Raw genomic sequence first — 20778 nt, forward strand, 5'->3', positions numbered from 1 at the left:
TCGGCTTTCACCCGACTGTTGAGGGTCCCCGTGCCGTGCCGGCGCGGGGACCCTCTTCATATGTGACGCTTGCACACATGCCTGTCGTGCGTGATCTGCGCGTACTCCTGCGCCTGAGGAATTTCCGGCATCTGCTGGCCGTACGACTGCTCTCCCAGGCGTCGGACGGCGTCTACCAGGTCGCGCTCGCCACCCACGTCGTCTTCTCCCCCGAGAAACAGACCTCGCCCACCGCCATCGCCTCGGCCATGGCCGTGCTGCTGCTGCCCTACTCGGTCGTCGGCCCCTTCGCGGGCGTCTTCCTGGACCGCTGGCAGCGGCGCCAGGTCTTTCTGTACGGCAATCTGCTGCGCGCCCTGCTGGCCGGCTGCACCGCGCTGCTCCTGCTGACCTCGGCGCCCGACGTGCTCTTCTACACCTCCGCGCTCTGCGTCACGGCCGTCAACCGTTTCGTCCTCGCGGGACTCTCGGCCGCGCTGCCCCGGGTCGTGGACGAGGAGCGGCTCGTCATGGCCAACTCCCTCTCGCCGACCGCCGGAACGCTCGCCGCGACCGCGGGCGGCGGGCTGGCCTTCGGGCTGCGGCTGGTGCTCCCAGCGGACGCCGCCACCGTGCTGCTTGGCTCGCTCCTCTATCTGTGCGCGGCCCTGTGGTCGCTGCGGCTGCCGCCCGGGCTGCTGGGGCCCGACCCCGATACCGCCCGGCCAGGGATCGGTGCCGCGATCGGGACGACGGCACGCGGACTCGTCGACGGGCTGCGCCACTTGCGCGAGCGCCGGACGGCCGCGCACGTGCTCATCGCGATGACACTCCTGCGCTTCTGTTACGGGGCGCTGACCGTGCTGGTGCTGATGCTCTGCCGGTACGCCTGGGCCGACGGCACTTCCGACGGACTGGCGCTGCTGGGGCTGGCGGTGGGCATCTCCGGGGCGGGGTTCTTCGCGGCTGCCGTGGTGACTCCGGGGGCGGTGGCGCGACTGGGGCCCTACCGATGGATGGCGGTGTGCGCGGGGACCGCGGCTGTCCTGGAGCCCGCCCTGGGGCTGCCGTTCGCCCCCGTGCCCGTGCTCGTCGCCGCCTTCGTCCTGGGGCTGGTCACCCAGGGCGCGAAGATCTCCACGGACACCGTGGTGCAGTCCTCGGTGGACGACGCCTACCGGGGCCGGATCTTCTCGCTGTACGACGTGCTCTTCAACGTCGCCTTCGTCGGCGCCGCCGCGGTCGCCGCGCTGATGCTGCCCCCTGACGGAAAGTCGGCACTTCTGGTTGTCACGGTCTCTGTGATCTACGCGGCAGTAGCGGTGTTTATGACCCGGTTTCAGAGCGGCTGAGTGTCACATCAGGGCCACAGAGTCCCTTCCGATAGCAGGGATGTCAGCCGGGCCCGTTACCTTACGGGCGTCATACATCACCTGTTTTCACCAAGGGGGAACTCCCACGTGTCCACTCCGCCGCCCCAGGGCCAGAACCCGTACGCGCCGCAGCCCAACGCTCCCTACGGACAGCCGCAGGGCGCAGCTCCGTACGGACAGCCGCAGGGCGGTGCGCCGTACGGGCAGCCGGGTCAGCCGGGAGTCCCGCCGCAGCAGTCGCCCTACTTCAACCAGGGCGGTCCGATACCCCCCGCGCCGGCGCCCGCCCCGCCGCGCCGCAACATCAAGAAGATCGTCCGGATCGTCGTCGTGGTGAGCGTCGTCATCGCCGCCGCCGTGGGCTGGTGGTCCAGCCGGCATGACGCCGACACCGCCAAGGTCGGCGACTGCATGAGCATCGGCAACCCCGACTCCACGACCAACCCGGACCTGAAGGTCGTGGACTGCGGCGACTCGAAGGCCAAGTACAAGGTCGTCGAGAAGAAGGACGACATCACCGGCTGCGACCGCACCAAGTACTCGGAGTACACCGAGACTCGCGGCAAGAAGCACTTCACCCTCTGCCTGGAGAACTACACGAAGTAGTCGCGGCAGAGACCGAGGGGCGGTGTTTCACGTGAAACACCGCCCCTCGGCACATCTACGGTCGCCAGGTTCCCGCCATGTTTCACGTGAAACAGCGGCCCCGGTTTCACGTGAAACGACGGCGCATGTTTCACGTGAAACGTCGTCCTGGGCAACCTCAGCCCTGCTCGGCCCACCACTCCTTGAGCGCCGCGACGGCCGCGTCGTGCTCCATCGGCCCGTTCTCCAGGCGCAGCTCCAGCAGATGCTTGTACGCCTGGCCGATCGCCGGGCCGGGCCCGATCCCCAGGATCTCCTGGATCTCGTTGCCGTTCAGGTCCGGGCGGATCGAGTCGAGCTCCTCCTGCTCCTGGAGCTGCGCGATCCGCTCCTCCAGCCCGTCGTAGGCCCGCGACAGCGCGGTCGCCTTGCGCTTGTTGCGCGTAGTGCAGTCCGAGCGGGTCAGCTTGTGCAGCCGCTCCAGGAGCGGCCCGCCGTCGCGTACGTACCGGCGCACGGCCGAGTCGGTCCACTCGCCCGTGCCGTAACCGTGGAAGCGCAGATGCAGCTCCACCAGGCGCGAGACGTCCTTGACCATGTCGTTGGAGTACTTCAATGCCGTCATGCGCTTCTTGGTCATCTTCGCGCCGACCACCTCGTGGTGGTGGAAGGAGACCCGGCCGTCCTGCTCGAACCGGCGCGTCCGCGGCTTGCCGATGTCGTGCAGCAGCGCGGCGAGGCGCAGCACCAGGTCGGGCCCGTCCTTCTCCAGGGCGATGGCCTGGTCGAGCACGGTGAGCGAGTGCTCGTAGACGTCCTTGTGCCGGTGGTGCTCGTCACTCTCCAGCCGCAGCGCCGGAAGCTCGGGCAGCACGTGATCGGCGAGCCCGGTCTCCACGAGCAGCCGCAGCCCCTTGCGCGGGTGTGCGGAGATCAGCAGCTTGTTCAGCTCGTCCCGTACGCGCTCGGCGGAGACGATCTCGATCCGCTCGGCCATCGACGTCATCGCGGCGACGACCTCGGGGGCCACCTCGAAGTCGAGCTGCGCCGCGAAGCGCGCGGCCCGCATCATGCGCAGCGGGTCGTCGGAGAAGGACTCCTCCGGGGTGCCGGGGGTGCGCAGGACGCGCTCCGCCAGGTCCTCCAGGCCGCCGTGCGGGTCGACGAACTCCTTCTCGGGGAGCGCCACGGCCATCGCGTTGACCGTGAAGTCGCGGCGGACCAGGTCCTGCTCGATGGAGTCGCCGTAGGACACCTCGGGCTTGCGCGAGGTCCGGTCGTACGCCTCGGAGCGGTACGTCGTCACCTCGATCTGATAGCCGTCTTTCTGGCAGCCGACGGTGCCGAACGCGATCCCGACCTCCCAGACCGCGTCCGCCCACGGGCGCACGATCTTCAGCACGGCCTCGGGGCGGGCGTCGGTCGTGAAGTCCAGGTCGTTCCCGAGCCGGCCGAGGAGCGCGTCCCGTACCGAGCCGCCGACCAGGGCAAGCGAGAACCCGGCCTCCTGGAAGCGGCGGGCGAGGTCGTCGGCGACCGGGGACACCCGCAGCAGTTCGCTGACCGCGCGGCGCTGCACCTGGCTCAGGGCGCTGGGATTGTCTTCGTTGGCGTTCGGCACAACAGAAAAGGGTACGTGCCCCGGCCGACCGGGGCGTCATCGTTTCCGCCCGCCCCGGCTCACTCGTCCTCGCGGGCTCTCCACGGCCCCGGAAAGCCGCCCCACCTGGCTCCCTGGCACACTCTTCCGATCATGTGGAGCAGTCCACGGCACTTCGCCACAGTCCACCTCGTTACCATGCGTGGACGCAGGAATCGACAACCACCGACACAGCTGACGACGACGAGGGACGGGCGACGCGTGGCCGAGGCGGCAGATTCTCAGGGGATGGGCCCCTCTCCTGCCCGCCGGTGGCTGCGCCGCACAGCGGCGCTGCTGGTCGGCGCCCCCCTGATCGCCGGTCTGCTCTCCGGCACGGCCGCCACCACGGCGGCCCACGCCGCCGAGGCGGCCGCGCCGAACCGGGCGGCCACGGGCTCGCGCACCGTCCAGGTGACGCTCGACTCGATGAGCCCCAGCGCCCCCGTCAAGAGCGACACGCTGACGATCTCCGGCACGGTCACCAACACGGGCAAGCAGGCCGTCACCAGCGCCCACGTGGGCCTGCGGGTGGGTCAGCGGCTCACCGGCCGGACCGCGATCGACGACGCCTCCCAGCGCGGCGCCTTCTCGCCGGGTCTGGACCCGGCCGAGGTCGACGACAAGTACACGGTCAAGTTCCCGAAGCTGGCCCCCGGGATCAGCCGGGACTTCACCCTCTCGGTGCCGGTGAGCAAGCTGGGGCTGGGCGGCGACGGCGTCTACCAGCTGGGCGTCTCCCTGTCCGGGCAGACGGCGAGCCAGCAGTACGACCAGGTCCTGGGCATCCAGCGGACCTTCCTGCCGTGGCAGCCCGAGGCCGTCGACGGCAAGAAGTCGCAGCTCACGTACATGTGGCCGCTGATGTCGTCGACCCACCTCACCGCGCAGACGGGCTCGGACGAGCAGCAGACCCCGGTCTTCGCCGACGACGCGCTGGCCGCCGAGCTCGCGCCCGGCGGCCGCCTGGAGCGGATGGTCTCGCTGGGCAGCCAACTGCCGGTGACCTGGGTGATCGACCCCGATCTCCTCGCCACCGTCGACGCGATGACCCGCAACTACCGGGTCAAGTCCGGCGACAGCGATGTGCCGGGCACCAACCAGGACGTGGCCAAGCAGTGGCTGGGCGAGCTCGAGGACGCGGTACAGGGCAAGAAGGTCGTCGCGGTGCCCTTCGCCGACCCGGACCTGGCCTCGCTCGCCCACCGGGGCAAGGAGGTCTCCGGGTCGCTGAGCCACCTCCAGGGGGCCACGGAGGTGGCCGAGAAGACCGTGGAGACCATCCTCCATGTGACGCCCTCGGTCGACTTCGCCTGGCCGGTGCAGGGCGCGGTGGACCCCTCGATCGTCGACGTGGCCACCTCGGCGGGCGCCCACAACGTGATCGCCCGCAGCGACAGCCTCCGCGAGACCAACAACCTCTCCTACTCCCCGTCGGCCGCCCGGCCGATCGGCGGCGGCACCACCGCCGTGGTCTCCGACGCCCGGCTCTCGACGGCGTTCGAGGGCGACATGTCCAGGTCCGGGAACTCCACACCGGCGATCCAGGAGTTCCTCGCCCAGACGCTGGCGATCACGCTCCAGGACACCGAGAAGCAGCGCAGTGTCGTCGTCGCCCCGCAGCGGATGCCGTCCGCCAGCCAGGCCCAGACGATGGCGAGCGCCATCCGCGCCCTGAGCGCGCAGCGCTGGACCGAGCCGCTCGACCTCACCGCGGCCGCCACGGCCAAGCCGGACGCGCGCGCCACCGCCCGGGTGCCCGGCTCCTCCTCGTACCCCGGATCGCTGCGCAAGCAGGAACTGCCGGTGCAGGCGTTCCAGGACATGAAGAGCACCCAGGGCACCCTGGACAAGTTCAAGGTCATCCTGACCGCGCCCGACCGCGTCGTCACGCCCTTCGGCAACGCCATCAACCGCGAGATGTCGACGTCCTGGCGCGACGACCGCGAAGGCGCCGTGATCTACCGGGCCGGGGTGCAGAGCTATCTGGACGGCCTCACCGGCGAGGTGCGGCTCATCCAGAAGTCCACGGCCACCATGTCGGGGCGCAGCGCCACCCTCGCCGTCACCGTGCAGAACCAGCTGGTCCAGCCCGTGGGCAACCTGGTGCTGCGGCTGGAGCCGAGCAACCCCTCCCGCCTCAAGGTGACCACCAACGAGGACGCGAACGGCGGACAGCCGGTCAAGATCGACGGCGGCCACAGCCAGTCGGTGAAGTTCACGGCCACCGCGAACGCCAACGGCCCCGTCCAGGTGACCGCACGGCTCTACACGCAGGACGGCACGCCCTACGGCGACCCGATGGAGTTCACGGTCAAGGTCTCCGAGATCACCCCGACGGTGATGCTGGTGATCGCCGGCGGTGTCCTGCTGCTCGTCCTCGCGGGCATCAGGATGTACACCCAGCGCAAGCGGTCCACGGCCCGCAAGGCGGCCGGGGAGACCGGGGAGGGCGACGGCGCGGAGGCGGACGGCGGTGACGATCCCGAGCAGCCGAGTGACCCGACACCGGACACCGGTCCGGAAAGCGGGGCCTCGCCCGGCACGGGTGAGAAAGTGGAGCATTGAGCTATCGCTATGCACCGTGGCCGGCCAGGCCGGGGACGATGAGGTGGGGTATCCATGAACGCGCCGTACGACGGTGACCGCGGGCAGGGCGCGGGCGGCGGCTCCGCGTCGTCCGGCAACACGCCCCCGGTGCCTCCCTACGCCGAGCAGGTGCCGCCGCAGCAGCCCGTGCCGGACCCGTACTTCCAGGACGCCTACGGCAACGATCCGTACCGGGCGCAGGACCTGTACGCCCAGGACCCGGTGACCGAGGCGCTGTACGACCGCGCCGCGCACCCGCCGCCGCCCCCGGGCACCTACGCCGAGCCGCAGCCGCTCTACCAGCAGCCGCCCGCGCAGCAGTACGCGCCGGACCCCCGGATCTGGGCGCAGACCCCGCCGCCCGAGCCGGACGGCCCCTCGCGCCATCTGCCGTACGGCGACACCGCCGGCACCACGCAGTTCGTGGGCGTCGACGACCTGGTCACCCACTCGGGCGAGGAGCCGCCCGAGCAGGACGCCTTCGCCTACCTCTACCGCGACCAGCAGGGGTCCGGCCCGGCGCCGGCCGCCCCGGAGCCCGAGCCGCTGCCCGCCGCGCCGCAGCAGAAGTCCGGCGGCCGCGCCTCCGGGCTGCTCAAGTCGAGCGCCGTGATGGCCGCGGGCACGCTCGTGTCGCGTCTGACGGGGTTCGTCCGCAGCCTGGTGATCACGGCCGCGCTGGGCACCTCGCTGCTGGGCGACACGTACACCGTCGCGTACACGTTGCCGACGATGATCTACATCCTCACCGTCGGCGGCGGCCTGAACTCGGTCTTCGTGCCGCAGCTGGTGCGGTCCATGAAGGACGACGAGGATGGCGGCGAGGCGTACGCCAACCGGCTGCTGACCCTCGTCATGGTGGCGCTCGGCGCCATCGTCGCCATCGTCGTCTTCGCCGCCCCGCTGTTGATCAAGCTGATGTCGGGCACCATCTCCGACGACACGGCGGCCAACGGCGTCGCCGTCACCTTCGCCCGCTACTGCCTGCCCACGATCTTCTTCATGGGCGTGCACGTGGTGATGGGCCAGATCCTCAACGCCCGCGGCAAGTTCGGCGCGATGATGTGGACGCCAGTCCTCAACAACATCGTCATGATCGGCACGTTCGGCCTGTTCATCTGGGTCTACGGCACCTCGGCCGAGTCCCGCATGGGTGTGCAGACGATCCCGCCGGAGGGCATCCGCCTGCTCGGCATCGGCACCCTGCTCGGCCTGGTCGTCCAGGCCTTGGCGATGATCCCGTACCTGCGGGAGACCGGCTTCCGCTTCCGGCCGCGCTTCGACTGGCGGGGCCACGGCCTCGGCAAGACGGTCCAGCTCGCCAAGTGGACGGTCCTGTTCGTGCTGGCCAACCAGGCCGGCGTGCTGGTCGTCACCCAGCTCGCCACGGCGGCCGGAAAGGCCTCGGGCGAACACGGCGCCGGCTTCCTCGCCTACTCCAACGCCCAGCTGATCTGGGGCATGCCGCAGGCGATCATCACGGTCTCGGTGATGGCGGCCCTGCTGCCGCGCATCTCCCGGGCCGCGCACGACAACGACCCGGGCGCGGTCCGCGACGACATCTCGCAGGGGTTGCGCAACTCGGCGGTCGCGATCGTCCCGGTCTCCTTCATGTTCCTCGCGCTCGGCGTCCCGATGTGCACGCTGCTGTACTCCAGCAGCGGCGTCGAGGCGGGCCGGTCCATGGGCTTCATCCTGATGGCGTTCGCCCTCGGGCTGATCCCGTACTCGGTCCAGTACGTCGTCCTGCGCGGCTTCTACGCGTACGAGGACACGCGGACGCCGTTCTACAACACGGTCATCGTCGCCGCGGTGAACGCCGCCGCCTCGGCCGCCTGCTATGTGATGCTGCCCGCCCAGTGGGCAGTCGTGGGGATGGCGGGCGCCTACGGTCTCGCCTACGCCGTGGGCGTGGGAGTGGCCTGGCGCCGGCTGCGCAACCGCCTGGGCGGCGACCTGGACGGCGCGCGCGTGCTGCGTACGTACGCGAGGCTGTCCCTGGCGGCCGTGCCGGCGGCCGGGATCGGCGGGGCGCTGGGCTACCTCGTCCTGAAGGGGCTCGGCCAGGGGGCGCTCGGCTCGCTGGCGGCACTCGTGGTGGGCGGGGCGGTACTGCTCGGTGTCTTCTTCGTCGCGGCGAAGAAGATGCGGATCGAGGAGCTCAACTCCATGGTCGGAATGGTGCGGGGACGGCTCGGACGCTGAGTTCGTTCTCCCGCGCACAACCATCGTCCGCCGCCGTGTGTCGTGCATAGCGCCGGACTGTGGGCACAATTGGCAGGACTTTGCATGGCTGGCCGACAGCACGCAACGGATGGGGAGGCAGGAACGACGGTGGCGGAACGTAGCACGGCTGCCGTCGACGTGGCCGACAACAGCGGCGACAACCCGCTGACCGCCAAGGCGGACGCGGCCACGACCGACGGGGTGGCGGAATCCATCGACACGGCAGACACGGCGGAGCAGGGCCCGGGCGACACGGGCGGTGAACGCAAGCCCACCGAGCCCTCCATCGCCACACCGGAGCTGCACAGCGGCCACAAGCTCGCCAGACGCTACCGGCTCGAAGAGTGCGTCACCCGTCTGGACGGTTTCAGCAGCTGGCGTGCGGTCGACGAAAAGCTCCGCCGCGCCGTCGGGGTCCATCTGCTCCCGGCGGACCACCCGCGGGCGCGTTCCGTGCTGGCGGCCGCCCGCTCGTCCGCGCTCCTGGGGGACCCGCGCTTCGTCCAGGTGCTGGACGCGGTGGAGGAGAACGACCTCGTCTACGTGGTCCACGAGTGGCTGCCGGACGCCACCGAGCTGACCGCGCTGCTGGCCATGGGCCCGCTGGAGGCGCACGACGCCTACCAGCTGGTCACCCAGGTCTCCCAAGCCATGGCGGCGGCCCACCGCGAGGGCCTCGCGCATCTGCGGCTGACTCCCGGCGCGGTCCTGCGGACCTCCTCGGGGCAGTACCGCATCCGCGGGCTCGCGGTGAACGCCGCGCTGCGCGGCATCACCTCCGACACCCCCCAGCGGACCGACACGGAGGCGATCGGCGCGCTGCTGTACGCCTCGCTGACCCAGCGCTGGCCGTACGACAGCGACGCCTACGGCCTGCACGGGCTGCCCAAGGGCGTCGGCCTGATCGCTCCCGACCAGGTGCGCGCGGGCGTCCACCGGGGCCTGTCCGAGCTCGCCATGCGGGCGCTGGCCAACGACGGCGCCACCGCCTCGCGCCAGGAGCCGGCCTGCACCACGCCGGACGAGCTGGTGAAGGCCGTCTCGGCGATGCCGCGGATCCGCCCGCCGGAGCCCGCGTTCACCGCGCCGCCCGAGTACCAGCGCACCACCTACCAGCAGGGCACCTACGGCCGTCCGCCCGCGGGCCCGCACCCGGCGGTCACCCAGGTCGTGCCGGCCCCGCCGCCCGCGCTCCAGGGCCGTACCGGCAAGGCGATCAAGTGGGCCGTCTCGGCGCTGCTGATCGCCGCGCTCGGCCTCGGCAGCTGGCAGCTCGCGGACAAGGTCCTGGGCCACGACAAGGGCTCCGGCGAGTCCGGGACGTCCCAGCAGCCGAACAAGAGCGACGGCGACAAGCCGAAGGCTCCGGTGCCGCTGCGGATCCAGGGCGCGGAGGAGTACGCCCCCGACGGCAAACTGCAGAACGCCAAGGACGTGGGCAACACCTACGACGGCAGCACCGCCACGTACTGGCGCTCCAAGAGCTACAAGGGCGGACCCAAGCTCGCTCCCTACAAGGAGGGCGTGGGCATCGTCTACGACCTCGGGTCCGAAAAGGACGTGTCGGGGGCGTCAATAGGGCTCCGGTACGGCGGCGACCACACGACGTTGGCGCTGTACGCGGCGGACTCCTTGTCGTCGAGTGCGCCGGTCGCGTCGATGAAGCAGATCGCGACCACGACGACGAGCGACACCGCGGCCGCCCTCAAGGCGGCGAAGCCGGTGAAGACCCGCTACGTCCTCCTGTGGATCACGGCGGCGCCGTACGCGCCGAACGACGAATTCAGCGACCCGGGTTACAAGCAGGCCATAACAGACGTGAAGTTCACCGGCTGATCCGGAAGGTCCGTCAGGAAGATCCGACAGCGCGGGGAGGAGGCTCACCGTTGGACGACGCCACATACGGCGACGCGAGCGACCAGGACCTGCTGGCCCGCCATGTCGACGGTGACCCCGACGCGTTCGGCGAGCTCGTCCGCCGCCACCGGGACAGACTCTGGGCGGTCGCCCTGCGGACGCTGGGCGACCGCGAGGAGGCCGCCGACGCCGTCCAGGACGCCCTGGTGTCGGCCTACCGGGCCGCACACACCTTCCGCGGCCAGTCGGCCGTCACGACGTGGCTGCACCGCATCACCGTGAACGCCTGCCTCGACCGGGCCCGCAAGGCGGCGTCCCGCAAGACGTCGCCGGTCGACGACGCGGAGCGCCTGGAGCTGCTTCTGGAGCCCCACGAGTCGGCCGAGGCCCCCGCGGAGCGCCAGGACCTCCAGCGGCAGCTGGTGAAGGCGCTGGGGACGCTCCCGGCCGAACAGCGCGCCGCCCTGGTCCTGGTCGACATGCAGGGCTATCCGGTGGCGGAGGCGGCGGAGGTCCTGGACGTGCCGGTGGGGACCGTGAAGAGCCGCTGCGCCCGGGGCCGGGCAAGGCTTCAACCCCTGCTCAGTCATCTGCGCTGGGATACCGGCGATACCGGGGATAGCCAGGAGCCGGGTGGGGGAAGGAACCGGACGCCGGGGACATCCGTCCCACCTGCGTCGGGACCAAGGGACGCAGGACCGAATGATCCTGCTGCTGTGAAGGGCGGAGGTGGGCGCACGTGACATCCACGGCCGACATGACTCAGCACCCGGACGTCTCGGAGATCTCCGACCTCCACGAGGGCCTGCTGCCCCCTTCCCGTATCGCCGACGTACGGCGCCACCTGGACGGCTGCGACCTCTGCGCGGACGTGCACGCCTCGCTGACGGAGATCCGCGAGCTGCTCGGCACCCTGCCCGGGCCGCCGCGGATGCCCGCCGACGTCGCGGGCCGGATCGACGCGGCGCTGGCCGCCGAAGCCCTCCTCGACGCCACGGCGCCCCCACAGACGGCCACGCCCGTCGGGGCGACCGCCGTATCCGTCACAACGGAAGCGTCCCTAGGCACCGAGTCGGCCGACGCCGCGGCGCACGTTTCACGTGAAACATCGCTCGGCTCCACCCCTGCCGACGCCCCTGCGGCGGACCGCCCGGCCGGGCGCCCCAGGGCGGCCACCGGGCCCGGCCGTTCCCGGACCCCTCGGCGGCGCCGCACGGCTGTGCTCGGAGCTGTCTTCGGGGCTGCGGCGATCGGGGTGAGCGTCTTCCTGGTGCAGACGCTCCAGACGTCCGACGACACCCACGCCGGGAAGTCCGACGTCACCTCCCGCCAGCAGCCCGGGGCCGTCTTCTCGGATTCCTCCCTCGCCGGGCAGGTGAAGAGCCTGCTCTCCTCCCGGCCCATGTTGGAGAGCTCCGGGACCTCCCCGTCGGGCAAGGGGCCGGACGTCGGGATCACGTCCAACTCCCCTAACTCCCCGAAGCTCGCCGCCGGCGTCGACGTGCCGCCGTGCGTCCAGGCGGGCACCGGCCGGGACTCGGAGACCCCGCTCGCCGCCGAGACCGGCGAATACCAGGGCACCCGTGCCTACCTCGTCGTCCTTCCCCACCCCACGGACAGGTCGCAGGTCCAGGCGTACGTCGTCGACGCGGCCTGCGAGAGTGCCGCGCCCCACGGCAAGGGCAAGCTGCTGCTGACCCACGCCTATCCCGTTCGGTAAGACGCCCCGGGAATGCTCGCCCCGTAGGATCCGTTGGGTGGGGTGAGAGTCCTGGACCGGGCCCCGGTAGGCAGTAGGCAGTCCGCAGAGACGAGGAAGAAACCCGTGAGCGACGTCCGTAACGTGATCATCATTGGCTCCGGGCCGGCCGGCTACACGGCCGCGCTCTACACCGCGCGTGCGTCGCTTCAGCCGCTGGTGTTCGAGGGCGCCGTCACCGCCGGTGGCGCGCTGATGAACACCACCGAGGTGGAGAACTTCCCCGGCTTCCGCGACGGGATCATGGGCCCCGACCTCATGGACAACATGCGGGCGCAGGCCGAGCGCTTCGGCGCCGAGCTGCTCCCGGACGACGTCGTGGCCGTCGACCTCAGCGGCGAGATCAAGACCGTCACGGACACGGCCGGCACCGTCCACCGCGCCAAGGCCGTGATCGTCACCACCGGCTCCCAGCACCGCAAGCTCGGCCTGCCGAACGAGGACAAGCTCTCCGGGCGCGGCGTCTCCTGGTGTGCCACCTGCGACGGGTTCTTCTTCAAGGACCAGGACATCGCCGTGGTCGGCGGCGGCGACACCGCGATGGAGGAGGCGACCTTCCTCTCGCGCTTCGCCAAGTCGGTCACCATCGTCCACCGCCGGGACAGCCTGCGCGCCTCCAAGGCGATGCAGGAGCGCGCCTTCGCCGACCCGAAGATCAAGTTCGCCTGGGACAGCGAGGTCGCCGAGATCCACGGCGACCAGAAGCTCTCCGGTCTGACCCTGCGCAACACCAAGACCGGCGAGACCTCCGAGCTGGCGGTCACCGGCCTCTTCATCGCCGTGGGCCACGACCCGCGCACCGAGCTCTTCAAGGGCCAGCTGGACCTGGACGACGAGGGCTACCTCAAGGTCGCGGCGCCCTCCACCCGCACCAACCTCACCGGTGTCTTCGGCGCCGGTGACGTGGTGGACCACACCTACCGCCAGGCGATCACCGCCGCCGGTACCGGCTGCTCCGCCGCTCTCGACGCCGAGCGCTTCCTGGCCGCGCTCGCGGACGACGAGAAGGCCACCGCGGCCGCCGTCTGAACCATCTGACCTCCCTCCCCACCCCCCTCACCCCACCCGCAAGGAGGCTGCCGTGGCCGGCACCCTGAAGAACGTGACCGACGCCGACTTCGACGAGGTCGTCCTCAAGAGCGACAAGCCCGTGCTCGTCGACTTCTGGGCCGCGTGGTGCGGCCCGTGCCGCCAGATCGCCCCGTCCCTGGAGGCCATCGCGGCGGAGCACGGCGACCAGATCGAGATCGTCAAGCTCAACATCGACGAGAACCCGGCCACTGCCGCCAAGTACGGCGTGATGTCCATCCCGACCCTGAACGTCTACCAGGGTGGCGAGGTGGCCAAGACCATCGTCGGCGCCAAGCCGAAGGCCGCTCTTCTGCGCGACCTCGACGGCTTCATCGGCGCGTAAGTCCCAGCCGCGTTGTTTCACGTGAAACAACGCCACGGGCCCGGCCCCCTCGGGGGGTCCGGGCCCGTTCGCTTTCTCCTGCAACCCAGGGGGCGTGCTCTACAGCGGCCGCAGGGCGGGCTCCTTCTGGACGGCTCCCAGCAGCCGGTCCAGGGCCAGCTCGACGTCTTCCTTCCAGGAGAGCGTCGTCCTCAGCTCCAGCCGCAGCCGGGGATGCCGGGGATGCGGCCGTACGGTCTTGAAGCCCACCGCGAGCAGATGGTCGGCGGGCAGCACACACGCGGGCTCGTGCCACCGGGCGTCCCCGAACGCCTCGATGGCCTTGAAGCCCCGGCGCAGCAGATCCTTGGCGACCGTCTGCACCATCACTCTCCCCAGCCCCTGGCCCTGGTACCCGGGCATGATCCACCCCGTTATCAACTGCACCGCGTCGGGGGACACCGGGCTGGTCGGGAACGCTGTGGAGCGCGGCACATACGCGGGCGGGGCGTAGAGGACGAAGCCCACCGGCACCTCGTCGACGTAGACGACCCGGCCGCAGGAGCCCCACTCCAGGAGCACCGCCGATATCCAGGCTTCCTTTTCGAGCTCGGGCGTTCCCGCCTTTATCGCGGCCTCTCCGCTGACGGGGTCAAGTTCCCAGAAGACACAGGCGCGGCAGCGCTTGGGAAGGTCCGGAAGGTTGTCCAGCGTGAGCGGTGCAAGCCGACGCCCCATGAAGGCTGTTCCTCGCTTCCCTCGCCTGCCGCCCCCTGGGCGGCTGCCAGTGCACTCCGTTCTCGGAGGAGGCCGCCGACGAATCCGCCTACCGCCCCGAGGCCCAGCCCCGCTGTCACCAGACGGGTACGGCTCACCGTTCGCATGGCTCCCCGCCCTCCCTCCGAAGTGGCCCAAGGTGGATGTGCCATACCAGAACGCATCGTATCCACCCATCGTCGGTGCGGATACCGCACAACAGCAAAGGGCGGGCTGTGTTCCTGTATGCATCGGAACACAGCCCGCCCTTCACGACAACTGCCGTGGCTCAGACGGTGAGTGGGTTACCGGCTCAGGCGTCGTCGCCCTCTTCGGACTCCTCGGCGAGGCCCTTGTTGAGGACCCGTCCCTCGCCCGGGGCGAGGGTGCCGAGGATCCGCTCCAGATCGTCCATCGAAGCGAACTCGACGACGATCTTTCCCTTCTTCTGGCCGAGGTCGACCTTCACCCGCGTCTCGAAGCGGTCCGAAAGCCGGGAGGCCAGATCGGAGAGCGCGGGCGCCAGCCGGGTCCCGGCGCGCGGGCCCTTCGCCTTGGCCGTGCTCTTCGGCTCCGAGTTCAGCAGGGTCACGATCTCTTCGACCGCCCGCACCGAAAGCCCCTCAGCCACGATGCGGTGCGCCAGCCGGTCCTGCTCGTCCGAGTCGTCGACGGAGAGCAGTGCCCGGGCGTGGCCCGCCGAGAGGACCCCGGCCGCCACCCTGCGCTGAACCGGCGGCGAGAGCCGCAGCAGGCGCAGGGTGTTGGAGACCTGCGGGCGCGACCGGCCGATGCGGTCGGCCAGCTGGTCATGCGTGCACTCGAAGTCCCTCAGCAGCTGGTCGTAGGCCGCCGCCTCTTCCAGCGGGTTCAGCTGGGAGCGGTGCAGGTTCTCCAGGAGGGCGTCCAGGAGCAGCTTGTCGTCGTCCGTGTCCCGCACGATCGAGGGGATCCGCTCCAGGCCCGCCTCACGGCAGGCCCGCCAGCGCCGCTCACCCATGATGAGCTCGAAGCGCTCGGACGACAGCTGCCGTACGACGACAGGCTGGAGCAGTCCGACTTCCTTGATGGAGGTGATGAGCTCGGCGAGGGCGTCCTCGTCGAACACCTCACGCGGCTGGCGCGGGTTGGGCGTGATCGAGTCCAGCGGCAGCTCCGCGAAGTACGCCCCGGCGGGCGCCTTCAGCTGGGGTGCCGTCGGCTCGGGCGCCTGGACCGGCACCGATGTTTCACGTGAAACGGAAGGCGTCGCGAGCGTGGCCACCTTCGCCGCCGCCACCCCGCGCTCCGCCGTCAGCATCGGCACCGCCGCCGGGGACGTGGAGGCCGTCCCCATCGAGGGTGCGGGCTTCTCCTGCGGGGCGGCGGGGATCAGCGCACCGAGCCCGCGCCCCAGACCTCTACGTCGCTCACTCACTGGATCCCCTCCGACATGCTGTGCTGGTTGTTCTGAATGCCCGCGGGGATGTGCGTCGTCGGGTCGTAATTGATGCCGACACCGCGCAGTGCGATCTCACGAGCGGCTTCGAGATACGAGAGCGAGCCGCTGGAGCCCGGGTCATAGGTGAGCACCGTCTGGCCGTAGCTCGGAGCCTCCGAGATACGGACCGATCGCGGGATGCTCGTCCGCAGGACCTCATGGCCGAAGTGGCTGCGCACCTCGTCGGCCACCTGGGAGGCGAGCCTGGTCCTGCCGTCGTACATGGTGAGCAGGATCGTCGAGACATGCAGTGCGGGGTTGAGATGCCCGCGCACCAGATCGACGTTCCGCAGCAGCTGGCCCAGCCCTTCCAGCGCGTAGTACTCGCACTGGATGGGGATCAGGACCTCGGCACCGGCGACGAGCGCGTTGACGGTGAGGAGTCCCAGGGACGGCGGGCAGTCAATCAGGATGTAATCCAGCGGCTGCTCGTACGCCTGGATGGCGCGCTGCAGCCGGCTCTCCCGTGCCACCAGGGACACCAGCTCGATCTCCGCACCGGCCAGGTCGATCGTGGCCGGGGCGCAGAAGAGGCCCTCCACGTCCCGGACCGGCTGGACGACCTCGGAGAGCGGTCGGCTCTCCACCAGGACGTCATAGATCGAGGGGACCTCGGCGTGGTGGTCTATCCCCAGCGCGGTGGAGGCGTTGCCCTGCGGGTCGAGGTCGACGACCAGAACCCGGGCACCGTGCAGCGCCAGCGAGGCGGCGAGATTGACCGTGGTGGTGGTCTTTCCCACGCCGCCCTTCTGGTTGGCGACCACCATGATGCGTGTCTGCTCCGGCCGGGGCAGCCCCTCGCCGGCACGGCCGAGAGCTTCCACCGCCAGCTGGGCAGCACGACCGATGGGGGTGTCGTCCATCGGGGGCGGTGTTTCACGTGAAACATCCTCCCCCGCCGACTCGGTACGGGGACCGGGGACCGGATCGGTCATCGGTCCCGCGATGTTGGCGTCGGACCGCAAGGATTCACTCTCCTCGACTTCAGGCTCGCAATGCACAGAGCCTGCCATGCTTTCGGGGTCGTGAACCAGCGAGGCCCGTTCTTCTGTGGATGAATCCAGCTCTGTGGACAACTCCGTAGCCCGTGAGGGGGACTCCAGGGCCCCGCCCAAGGGCTTGCGGTCGCGCGGCGCGGCATTATGGCCGCGGCTGATGATTCCATGCAGCAGAGAGCGACGTTTCACGTGAAACACGATGCACGCGGCCTGCGGTCAGATCGTTACGACACTCCGAAATGCGTACGTATCGTGCCTTCTATGGAGCATCCACCCCTCGGCGGGCCCCGCGGGTCAGCGGCGGCGCCTGGTGCGGCCGGTCCTGGCGGCCTTGGCGCGCTTGGCAGCGAACCGCACACCGCCCGGGCTCTCCCCGACCTCGACCCGCACGACCGTGGACAGCGGGTCCACGATGCCCTCGCCGACGTGCAGCACTGAGGTGTTCACCACACCGAGCTTGCTCAGCGCGGCCCGCGCACCCAGGATCTCCTCCTCGGCGGTGTCGCCCTTGAGCGCCAGCATCTCGCCGTAGGGGCGCAGCAGGGGCACGCCCCACCCGGCCAGCCGGTCCAGCGGGGCCACCGCACGGGCCGTGACCACGTGCACCGGCTGCACCTTACCCAGCATCTCCTCTGCCCGGCCGCGCACCACGGTCACATGGTCCAGACCCAGCAGCTCCACGACTTCCTGGAGGAAATTGGTGCGCCGCAGCAGCGGCTCAAGGAGCGTGATCTTCAGATCCGGGCGGACCAGCGCCAGCGGGATGCCAGGCAGCCCGGCCCCGGAGCCGACGTCGCAGACCGTGACGCCCTCCGGAACGACCTCGGAGAGCACGGCGCAATTGAGCAGGTGGCGCTCCCAGAGCCGGGGCACCTCGCGCGGACCGATCAGGCCGCGCTTGACTCCCGCGTCCGCGAGCAGCTCGGCGTACCGGACGGCCTCCGGGAAGTACTCGCCGAATACCGCGCGCGCCTCTTCGGGCGCCTGGGGAAGCTCTGCTGCTGCCTCCGTCACGGGGGACCGTCCTTCCGTACCGCGCTTCCCGCGCTGGGGTGGCTGACTATCAGGCTGACAAAGATCGGCCCCGCCTGCGAACAGACGGGGCCGAACAAGCAAGGAACCGCTCAGGCGGGGAGCACGACGACGAAGCGCTGCGGCTCCTCGCCCTCGGACTCGCTGCGCAGACCGGCGGCGGCGACCGCGTCGTGCACGACCTTGCGCTCGAACGGCGTCATGGGCTGGAGCTTGACCGGCTGGCCGGATTCCTTGACCTCGTCCGCGGTCTTGGCACCCAGCTCGGCCAGCTCCGTGCGCTTCTTGGCCCGGAAGCCGGCGATGTCGAGCATCAGACGGCTGCGGTCGCCGGTCTCCCGGTGCACGGCCAGTCGCGTCAGCTCCTGGAGCGCCTCCAGCACCTCACCGTCACGGCCGACGAGCTTCTGCAGGTCACGGCTGCCGGAGTCGCTGATGATCGAAACCGCGGCACGGTCCGCCTCGACGTCCATGTCGATGTCGCCGTCCAGGTCGGCGATGTCGAGCAGGCCCTCAAGGTAGTCGGCGGCGATCTCCCCCTCCTGCTCCAGGCGGGACAGGGTGTCGACACCCTCGGCGGCCGGGGTGGTGCCTTCCGTCACGGATGGACTCCTTCTTACTTCTTGGACGGGTGCTTGGGCCGCTGCTGACCCTTGCGCTGTCCGGACTGGGCCTTGCTGCGTGCGGTACCGGAGGCCGGCTTGGCGGCCGGCTTGGACTTGGCGTCCTGCGGCGCGTCCTGCTTCGCCCCGGACCCCTCGTCCGACGTGCCCTTGTCCAGCGAGGTCTTCGCCGGTTCCTCGGCGTCGGCCGTGCCCTGCTGGGCGACCGCACCGGACTGGCGCTGGGCCTTGGTCTGGCGCTTGGGCTGCTGCCGCTTGGGCCCGCTGCCCTCCGCCTCGGCCGCGGTGGCCTCGCTCTTCACCACGGAGCCGTCGGCCTGGGCCGCGAAGCCCTGCTTGGCCAGGCCGGTGATGAACTTGCGCTCGTTGTCGTTGCGGTCCGGGCCCTTGGCCACGATCGCCTGGACCACGGCGCGACGGCGCTTGCCGCGGACGTCACTGTGGGCGGCGATGCTCTTGCTCAGCCGCTCCAGGTAGCTGGCCTGCGCCTTCGAGCCCGGCGTCGGGTTCTGGTTGATCACGTACATCTGCTGGCCCATGGTCCACACGTTGGTGGTCAGCCAGTAGACGAGGACACCGACGGGGAAGTTGATGCCCATCACGGCGAACATGACCGGGAAGACGTACATCAGCATCTTCTGCTGCTGCATGAACGGCGTCTTCACCGAGAGGTCCACGTTCTTCGTCATCAGCTGGCGCTGGGTGAAGAACTGCGAGGCGGACATCAGCACGATCATGATCGCGGTCACGACGCGGACGTCGGTCAGCGTGGCGCCCAGGCTCTCGACCTTGGAGGCGCTGTCCGTGAACTTGGCCGCCAGCGGGGCGCCCATGATGTGCGCCTTCTGGGCGCTCTCCAGCAGCGGCTGGTTGATGACGCCGATGGTCTTGCCGCTCGCGATGCCCGACAGCACGTGGTAGAGCGCGAAGAAGAACGGCGACTGCGCCAGGATGGGAAGGCACGAGGAGAGCGGGTTGGTGCCCGTCTCCTTGTACAGCTTCATCATCTCTTCGGACTGACGCTGCTTGTCGCTCTTGTAGCGCTCCTGGATCGCCTTCATCTTCGGCTGGAGCGCCTGCATGTTCCGGGTCGACTTGATCTGCTTCACGAAGAGCGGGATCAGACAGATCCGGATCAGCACCACCAGGGACACGATGGACAGTCCCCAGGCCCAGCCCGTGTCCGGGCCGAAGATCGCGCCGTACAGCCGGTGGAACTGGACGATGACCCAGGAAACAGGGGTGGTGATAAAGCTGAACAGACTGGCAATCGTGTCCACTAATCAGGCTCCTTGAGCATTGGGCGAGGTCTCTGCGGCCGGGCTGGGCTCGGTCTCGGCGGCAAAGTGCCCGCCCTTGTCGCCGCGCCAGGCATTGCGCAGCGCCTCGTGCCAACGAGGGCGCTTGCGTTCGGGGACGTAGTCCACGCCGCCCGGCGACCACGGGTTGCACCGCAGAATGCGCCAGGCGGTCAGTGCCGTGCCCTTCACCGCGCCATGCCGGTCAATGGCCGTGAATCCGTAGTGGGAACACGACGGGTAGTACCTGCAGACGGGCCCGAGCAGCGGGCTGATCGTCCACTGGTACAGCTTGATCAGGGCCAGCAGCGGGTACTTCATCGCGCACCCCCTCCCAGCAGCCGCTGGAAGGCGGCGTCCAGGTCTCGGGCCAGATGTGCATGATCGGCATCGCCCGCGCCGGGCAATGCTCGTACGACCACCAGGCTACCGGGGGGCAGCTGGGACAGCCGATCGCGCATCAGATGGCGAAGCCTGCGCTTCACCAGGTTGCGGACGACCGCTACGCCCACGGCCTTGCTGACGACGAAACCCGCACGCGTCGGGGGAGCGCTCTCCCCAGGCGCGTGCGGGTCCGTTGCACCGCTGCGTAGATGGACGACGAGGAGCGGGCGACCGGCCCGGCGTCCTCGGCGTACCGCGGTCGCGAAGTCTTCGCGCCGCCTCAGCCGATTCTCGGTAGGCAGCACGTCATGACCTGTATGCGATTAGGCGGACAGGCTGGCGCGGCCCTTGCCACGACGGTTCGCGAGGATGGCGCGGCCGGCACGGGTACGCATCCGCAGGCGGAAGCCGTGGGTCTTGGCGCGACGACGGTTGTTCGGCTGGAAGGTGCGCTTGCTCACTCGGGGGCTCCAGAAATGATTCGGTGGTGGCGGGACATCGCCTGGCTGTCACCGTGCGCCCACGAGAAGCTCGCAATTCGCGAAGCTCGCAATACGCCCGAGTGCACCGCTTCACGATCACAGACCGTGATCTTTGCCCATCGGAGGCAGGCGGCAGCAGCCATCGACAACTCGACCTGGTTACGGTACGCGCGACTACGCCATCCGGTCAAACCAGCCTCTTCCCGGGGCCCACTGTGCACAGCCTGTGGACAACAACTTGAACCACGTCAGTCGCCGCGACTACCTTGGCTCGACCCCGACCTTTTCCTTTCTGTCCTTGCCTGTCCTTCCATCCCGTCCCGAG

Annotated in this window: 19 protein-coding genes; 9 read left to right on the forward strand and 10 right to left on the reverse strand. The window is 69.9% G+C overall.

Going from position 1 to position 20778, the window contains the following annotated elements; all coding sequences use genetic code 11:
• The first annotated feature begins 77 nt into the window (after window positions 1-77).
• Window positions 78-1331 carry an MFS transporter gene (locus tag IE252_RS26905; protein WP_190092037.1) on the forward strand — a complete coding sequence of 418 codons (1254 nt, stop codon included), beginning with the start codon at window positions 78-80 and terminating at the stop codon, window positions 1329-1331.
• Window positions 1332-1439: 108 nt separating this feature from the next.
• Entirely contained in the window at window positions 1440-1958 is a 519-nt protein-coding gene (locus tag IE252_RS26910) for an LppU/SCO3897 family protein (RefSeq protein ID WP_190092038.1), read from the forward strand.
• A 157-nt stretch (window positions 1959-2115) separates the two neighbouring features.
• Here IE252_RS26910 and IE252_RS26915 read toward each other — a convergent pair whose 3' ends face one another.
• Window positions 2116-3558 (reverse strand): CCA tRNA nucleotidyltransferase, encoded by a 1443-nt coding sequence (locus IE252_RS26915; protein ID WP_190092039.1) that lies wholly within the window; start codon window positions 3556-3558, stop codon window positions 2116-2118.
• Window positions 3559-3798: 240 nt separating this feature from the next.
• Here IE252_RS26915 and IE252_RS26920 point away from each other — a divergent pair, with 240 nt between their 5' ends.
• The 7 genes from IE252_RS26920 (at window position 3799) to trxA (ending at window position 13421) form a co-directional block, all read left to right on the forward strand.
• Window positions 3799-6144, forward strand: coding sequence for a DUF6049 family protein (locus IE252_RS26920; RefSeq protein WP_190092040.1), 2346 nt, complete (start codon window positions 3799-3801; stop codon window positions 6142-6144).
• A gap of 54 nt (window positions 6145-6198) precedes the next feature.
• Entirely contained in the window at window positions 6199-8370 is a 2172-nt protein-coding gene (murJ, locus tag IE252_RS26925) for a murein biosynthesis integral membrane protein MurJ (RefSeq protein ID WP_190092041.1), read from the forward strand.
• Window positions 8371-8499: 129 nt separating this feature from the next.
• Window positions 8500-10227, forward strand: coding sequence for a protein kinase family protein (locus IE252_RS26930; protein WP_190092042.1), 1728 nt, complete (start codon window positions 8500-8502; stop codon window positions 10225-10227).
• A 50-nt stretch (window positions 10228-10277) separates the two neighbouring features.
• Window positions 10278-10991, forward strand: a complete 714-nt coding sequence (sigM, locus tag IE252_RS26935; protein WP_190092043.1) for an RNA polymerase sigma factor SigM — start codon at window positions 10278-10280, stop codon at window positions 10989-10991.
• Window positions 10988-11968 (forward strand): anti-sigma factor family protein, encoded by a 981-nt coding sequence (locus tag IE252_RS26940; protein WP_190092044.1) that lies wholly within the window; start codon window positions 10988-10990, stop codon window positions 11966-11968. Before sigM ends, IE252_RS26940 begins: the two co-directional genes overlap by 4 nt.
• A gap of 105 nt (window positions 11969-12073) precedes the next feature.
• Window positions 12074-13036: a thioredoxin-disulfide reductase gene (gene trxB / locus IE252_RS26945; RefSeq protein WP_190092045.1), complete on the forward strand. Its 963-nt coding sequence runs from the start codon at window positions 12074-12076 to the stop codon at window positions 13034-13036.
• A 52-nt stretch (window positions 13037-13088) separates the two neighbouring features.
• The gene (gene trxA, locus IE252_RS26950) at window positions 13089-13421 is read left to right on the forward strand and encodes a thioredoxin (RefSeq protein ID WP_190092046.1); all 333 of its coding nucleotides are present in this window, start codon (window positions 13089-13091) and stop codon (window positions 13419-13421) included.
• A gap of 99 nt (window positions 13422-13520) precedes the next feature.
• Here trxA and IE252_RS26955 read toward each other — a convergent pair whose 3' ends face one another.
• The 9 genes from IE252_RS26955 to rpmH all read right to left on the reverse strand — a co-directional run bounded on the left by IE252_RS26955 (window position 13521) and on the right by rpmH (window position 20432).
• Window positions 13521-14138 (reverse strand): GNAT family N-acetyltransferase, encoded by a 618-nt coding sequence (locus tag IE252_RS26955; protein WP_190092047.1) that lies wholly within the window; start codon window positions 14136-14138, stop codon window positions 13521-13523.
• A 331-nt stretch (window positions 14139-14469) separates the two neighbouring features.
• Window positions 14470-15573 carry a ParB/RepB/Spo0J family partition protein gene (locus tag IE252_RS26960; RefSeq protein ID WP_190092048.1) on the reverse strand — a complete coding sequence of 368 codons (1104 nt, stop codon included), beginning with the start codon at window positions 15571-15573 and terminating at the stop codon, window positions 14470-14472.
• A complete protein-coding gene (locus IE252_RS26965; RefSeq protein WP_101389158.1) occupies window positions 15570-16649 on the reverse strand; it encodes a ParA family protein in 1080 nt (359 codons plus the stop codon). Before IE252_RS26965 ends, IE252_RS26960 begins: the two co-directional genes overlap by 4 nt.
• Window positions 16650-16928: 279 nt before the next feature.
• Window positions 16929-17648: a 16S rRNA (guanine(527)-N(7))-methyltransferase RsmG gene (gene rsmG, locus IE252_RS26970; protein ID WP_190092049.1), complete on the reverse strand. Its 720-nt coding sequence runs from the start codon at window positions 17646-17648 to the stop codon at window positions 16929-16931.
• A 110-nt stretch (window positions 17649-17758) separates the two neighbouring features.
• Window positions 17759-18268, reverse strand: coding sequence for a Jag family protein (locus IE252_RS26975; RefSeq protein WP_190092050.1), 510 nt, complete (start codon window positions 18266-18268; stop codon window positions 17759-17761).
• 14 nt (window positions 18269-18282) lie between these two features.
• A complete protein-coding gene (gene yidC, locus IE252_RS26980; protein WP_190092051.1) occupies window positions 18283-19569 on the reverse strand; it encodes a membrane protein insertase YidC in 1287 nt (428 codons plus the stop codon).
• Window positions 19570-19572: 3 nt separating this feature from the next.
• Window positions 19573-19908: a membrane protein insertion efficiency factor YidD gene (gene yidD / locus IE252_RS26985; RefSeq protein WP_101389154.1), complete on the reverse strand. Its 336-nt coding sequence runs from the start codon at window positions 19906-19908 to the stop codon at window positions 19573-19575.
• Window positions 19905-20276 carry a ribonuclease P protein component gene (gene rnpA, locus IE252_RS26990; protein WP_190092052.1) on the reverse strand — a complete coding sequence of 124 codons (372 nt, stop codon included), beginning with the start codon at window positions 20274-20276 and terminating at the stop codon, window positions 19905-19907. The genes yidD and rnpA overlap by 4 nt, the downstream gene beginning before the upstream one ends.
• Window positions 20277-20294: 18 nt before the next feature.
• Window positions 20295-20432 (reverse strand): 50S ribosomal protein L34, encoded by a 138-nt coding sequence (gene rpmH, locus IE252_RS26995; protein WP_006381191.1) that lies wholly within the window; start codon window positions 20430-20432, stop codon window positions 20295-20297.
• Between the last annotated feature and the right edge of the window lie 346 nt (window positions 20433-20778).

The sequence above is a fragment of the Streptomyces melanogenes genome, assembly GCF_014649795.1.
GTDB classification, from domain to species: domain Bacteria; phylum Actinomycetota; class Actinomycetes; order Streptomycetales; family Streptomycetaceae; genus Streptomyces; species Streptomyces noboritoensis.

Bases quoted from the DNA above. Each gene is read 5' to 3' on its own strand.
- IE252_RS26905 (WP_190092037.1), top strand. From the start codon at position 78: ATGCCTGTCGTGCGTGATCTGCGCGTACTCCTGCGCCTGAGGAATTTC.
- murJ (WP_190092041.1), top strand. From the start codon at position 6,199: ATGAACGCGCCGTACGACGGTGACCGCGGGCAGGGCGCGGGCGGCGGC.
- IE252_RS26955 (WP_190092047.1), bottom strand. From the start codon at position 14,138: ATGGGGCGTCGGCTTGCACCGCTCACGCTGGACAACCTTCCGGACCTT.
- IE252_RS26965 (WP_101389158.1), bottom strand. From the start codon at position 16,649: ATGGCAGGCTCTGTGCATTGCGAGCCTGAAGTCGAGGAGAGTGAATCC.
- yidD (WP_101389154.1), bottom strand. From the start codon at position 19,908: ATGAAGTACCCGCTGCTGGCCCTGATCAAGCTGTACCAGTGGACGATC.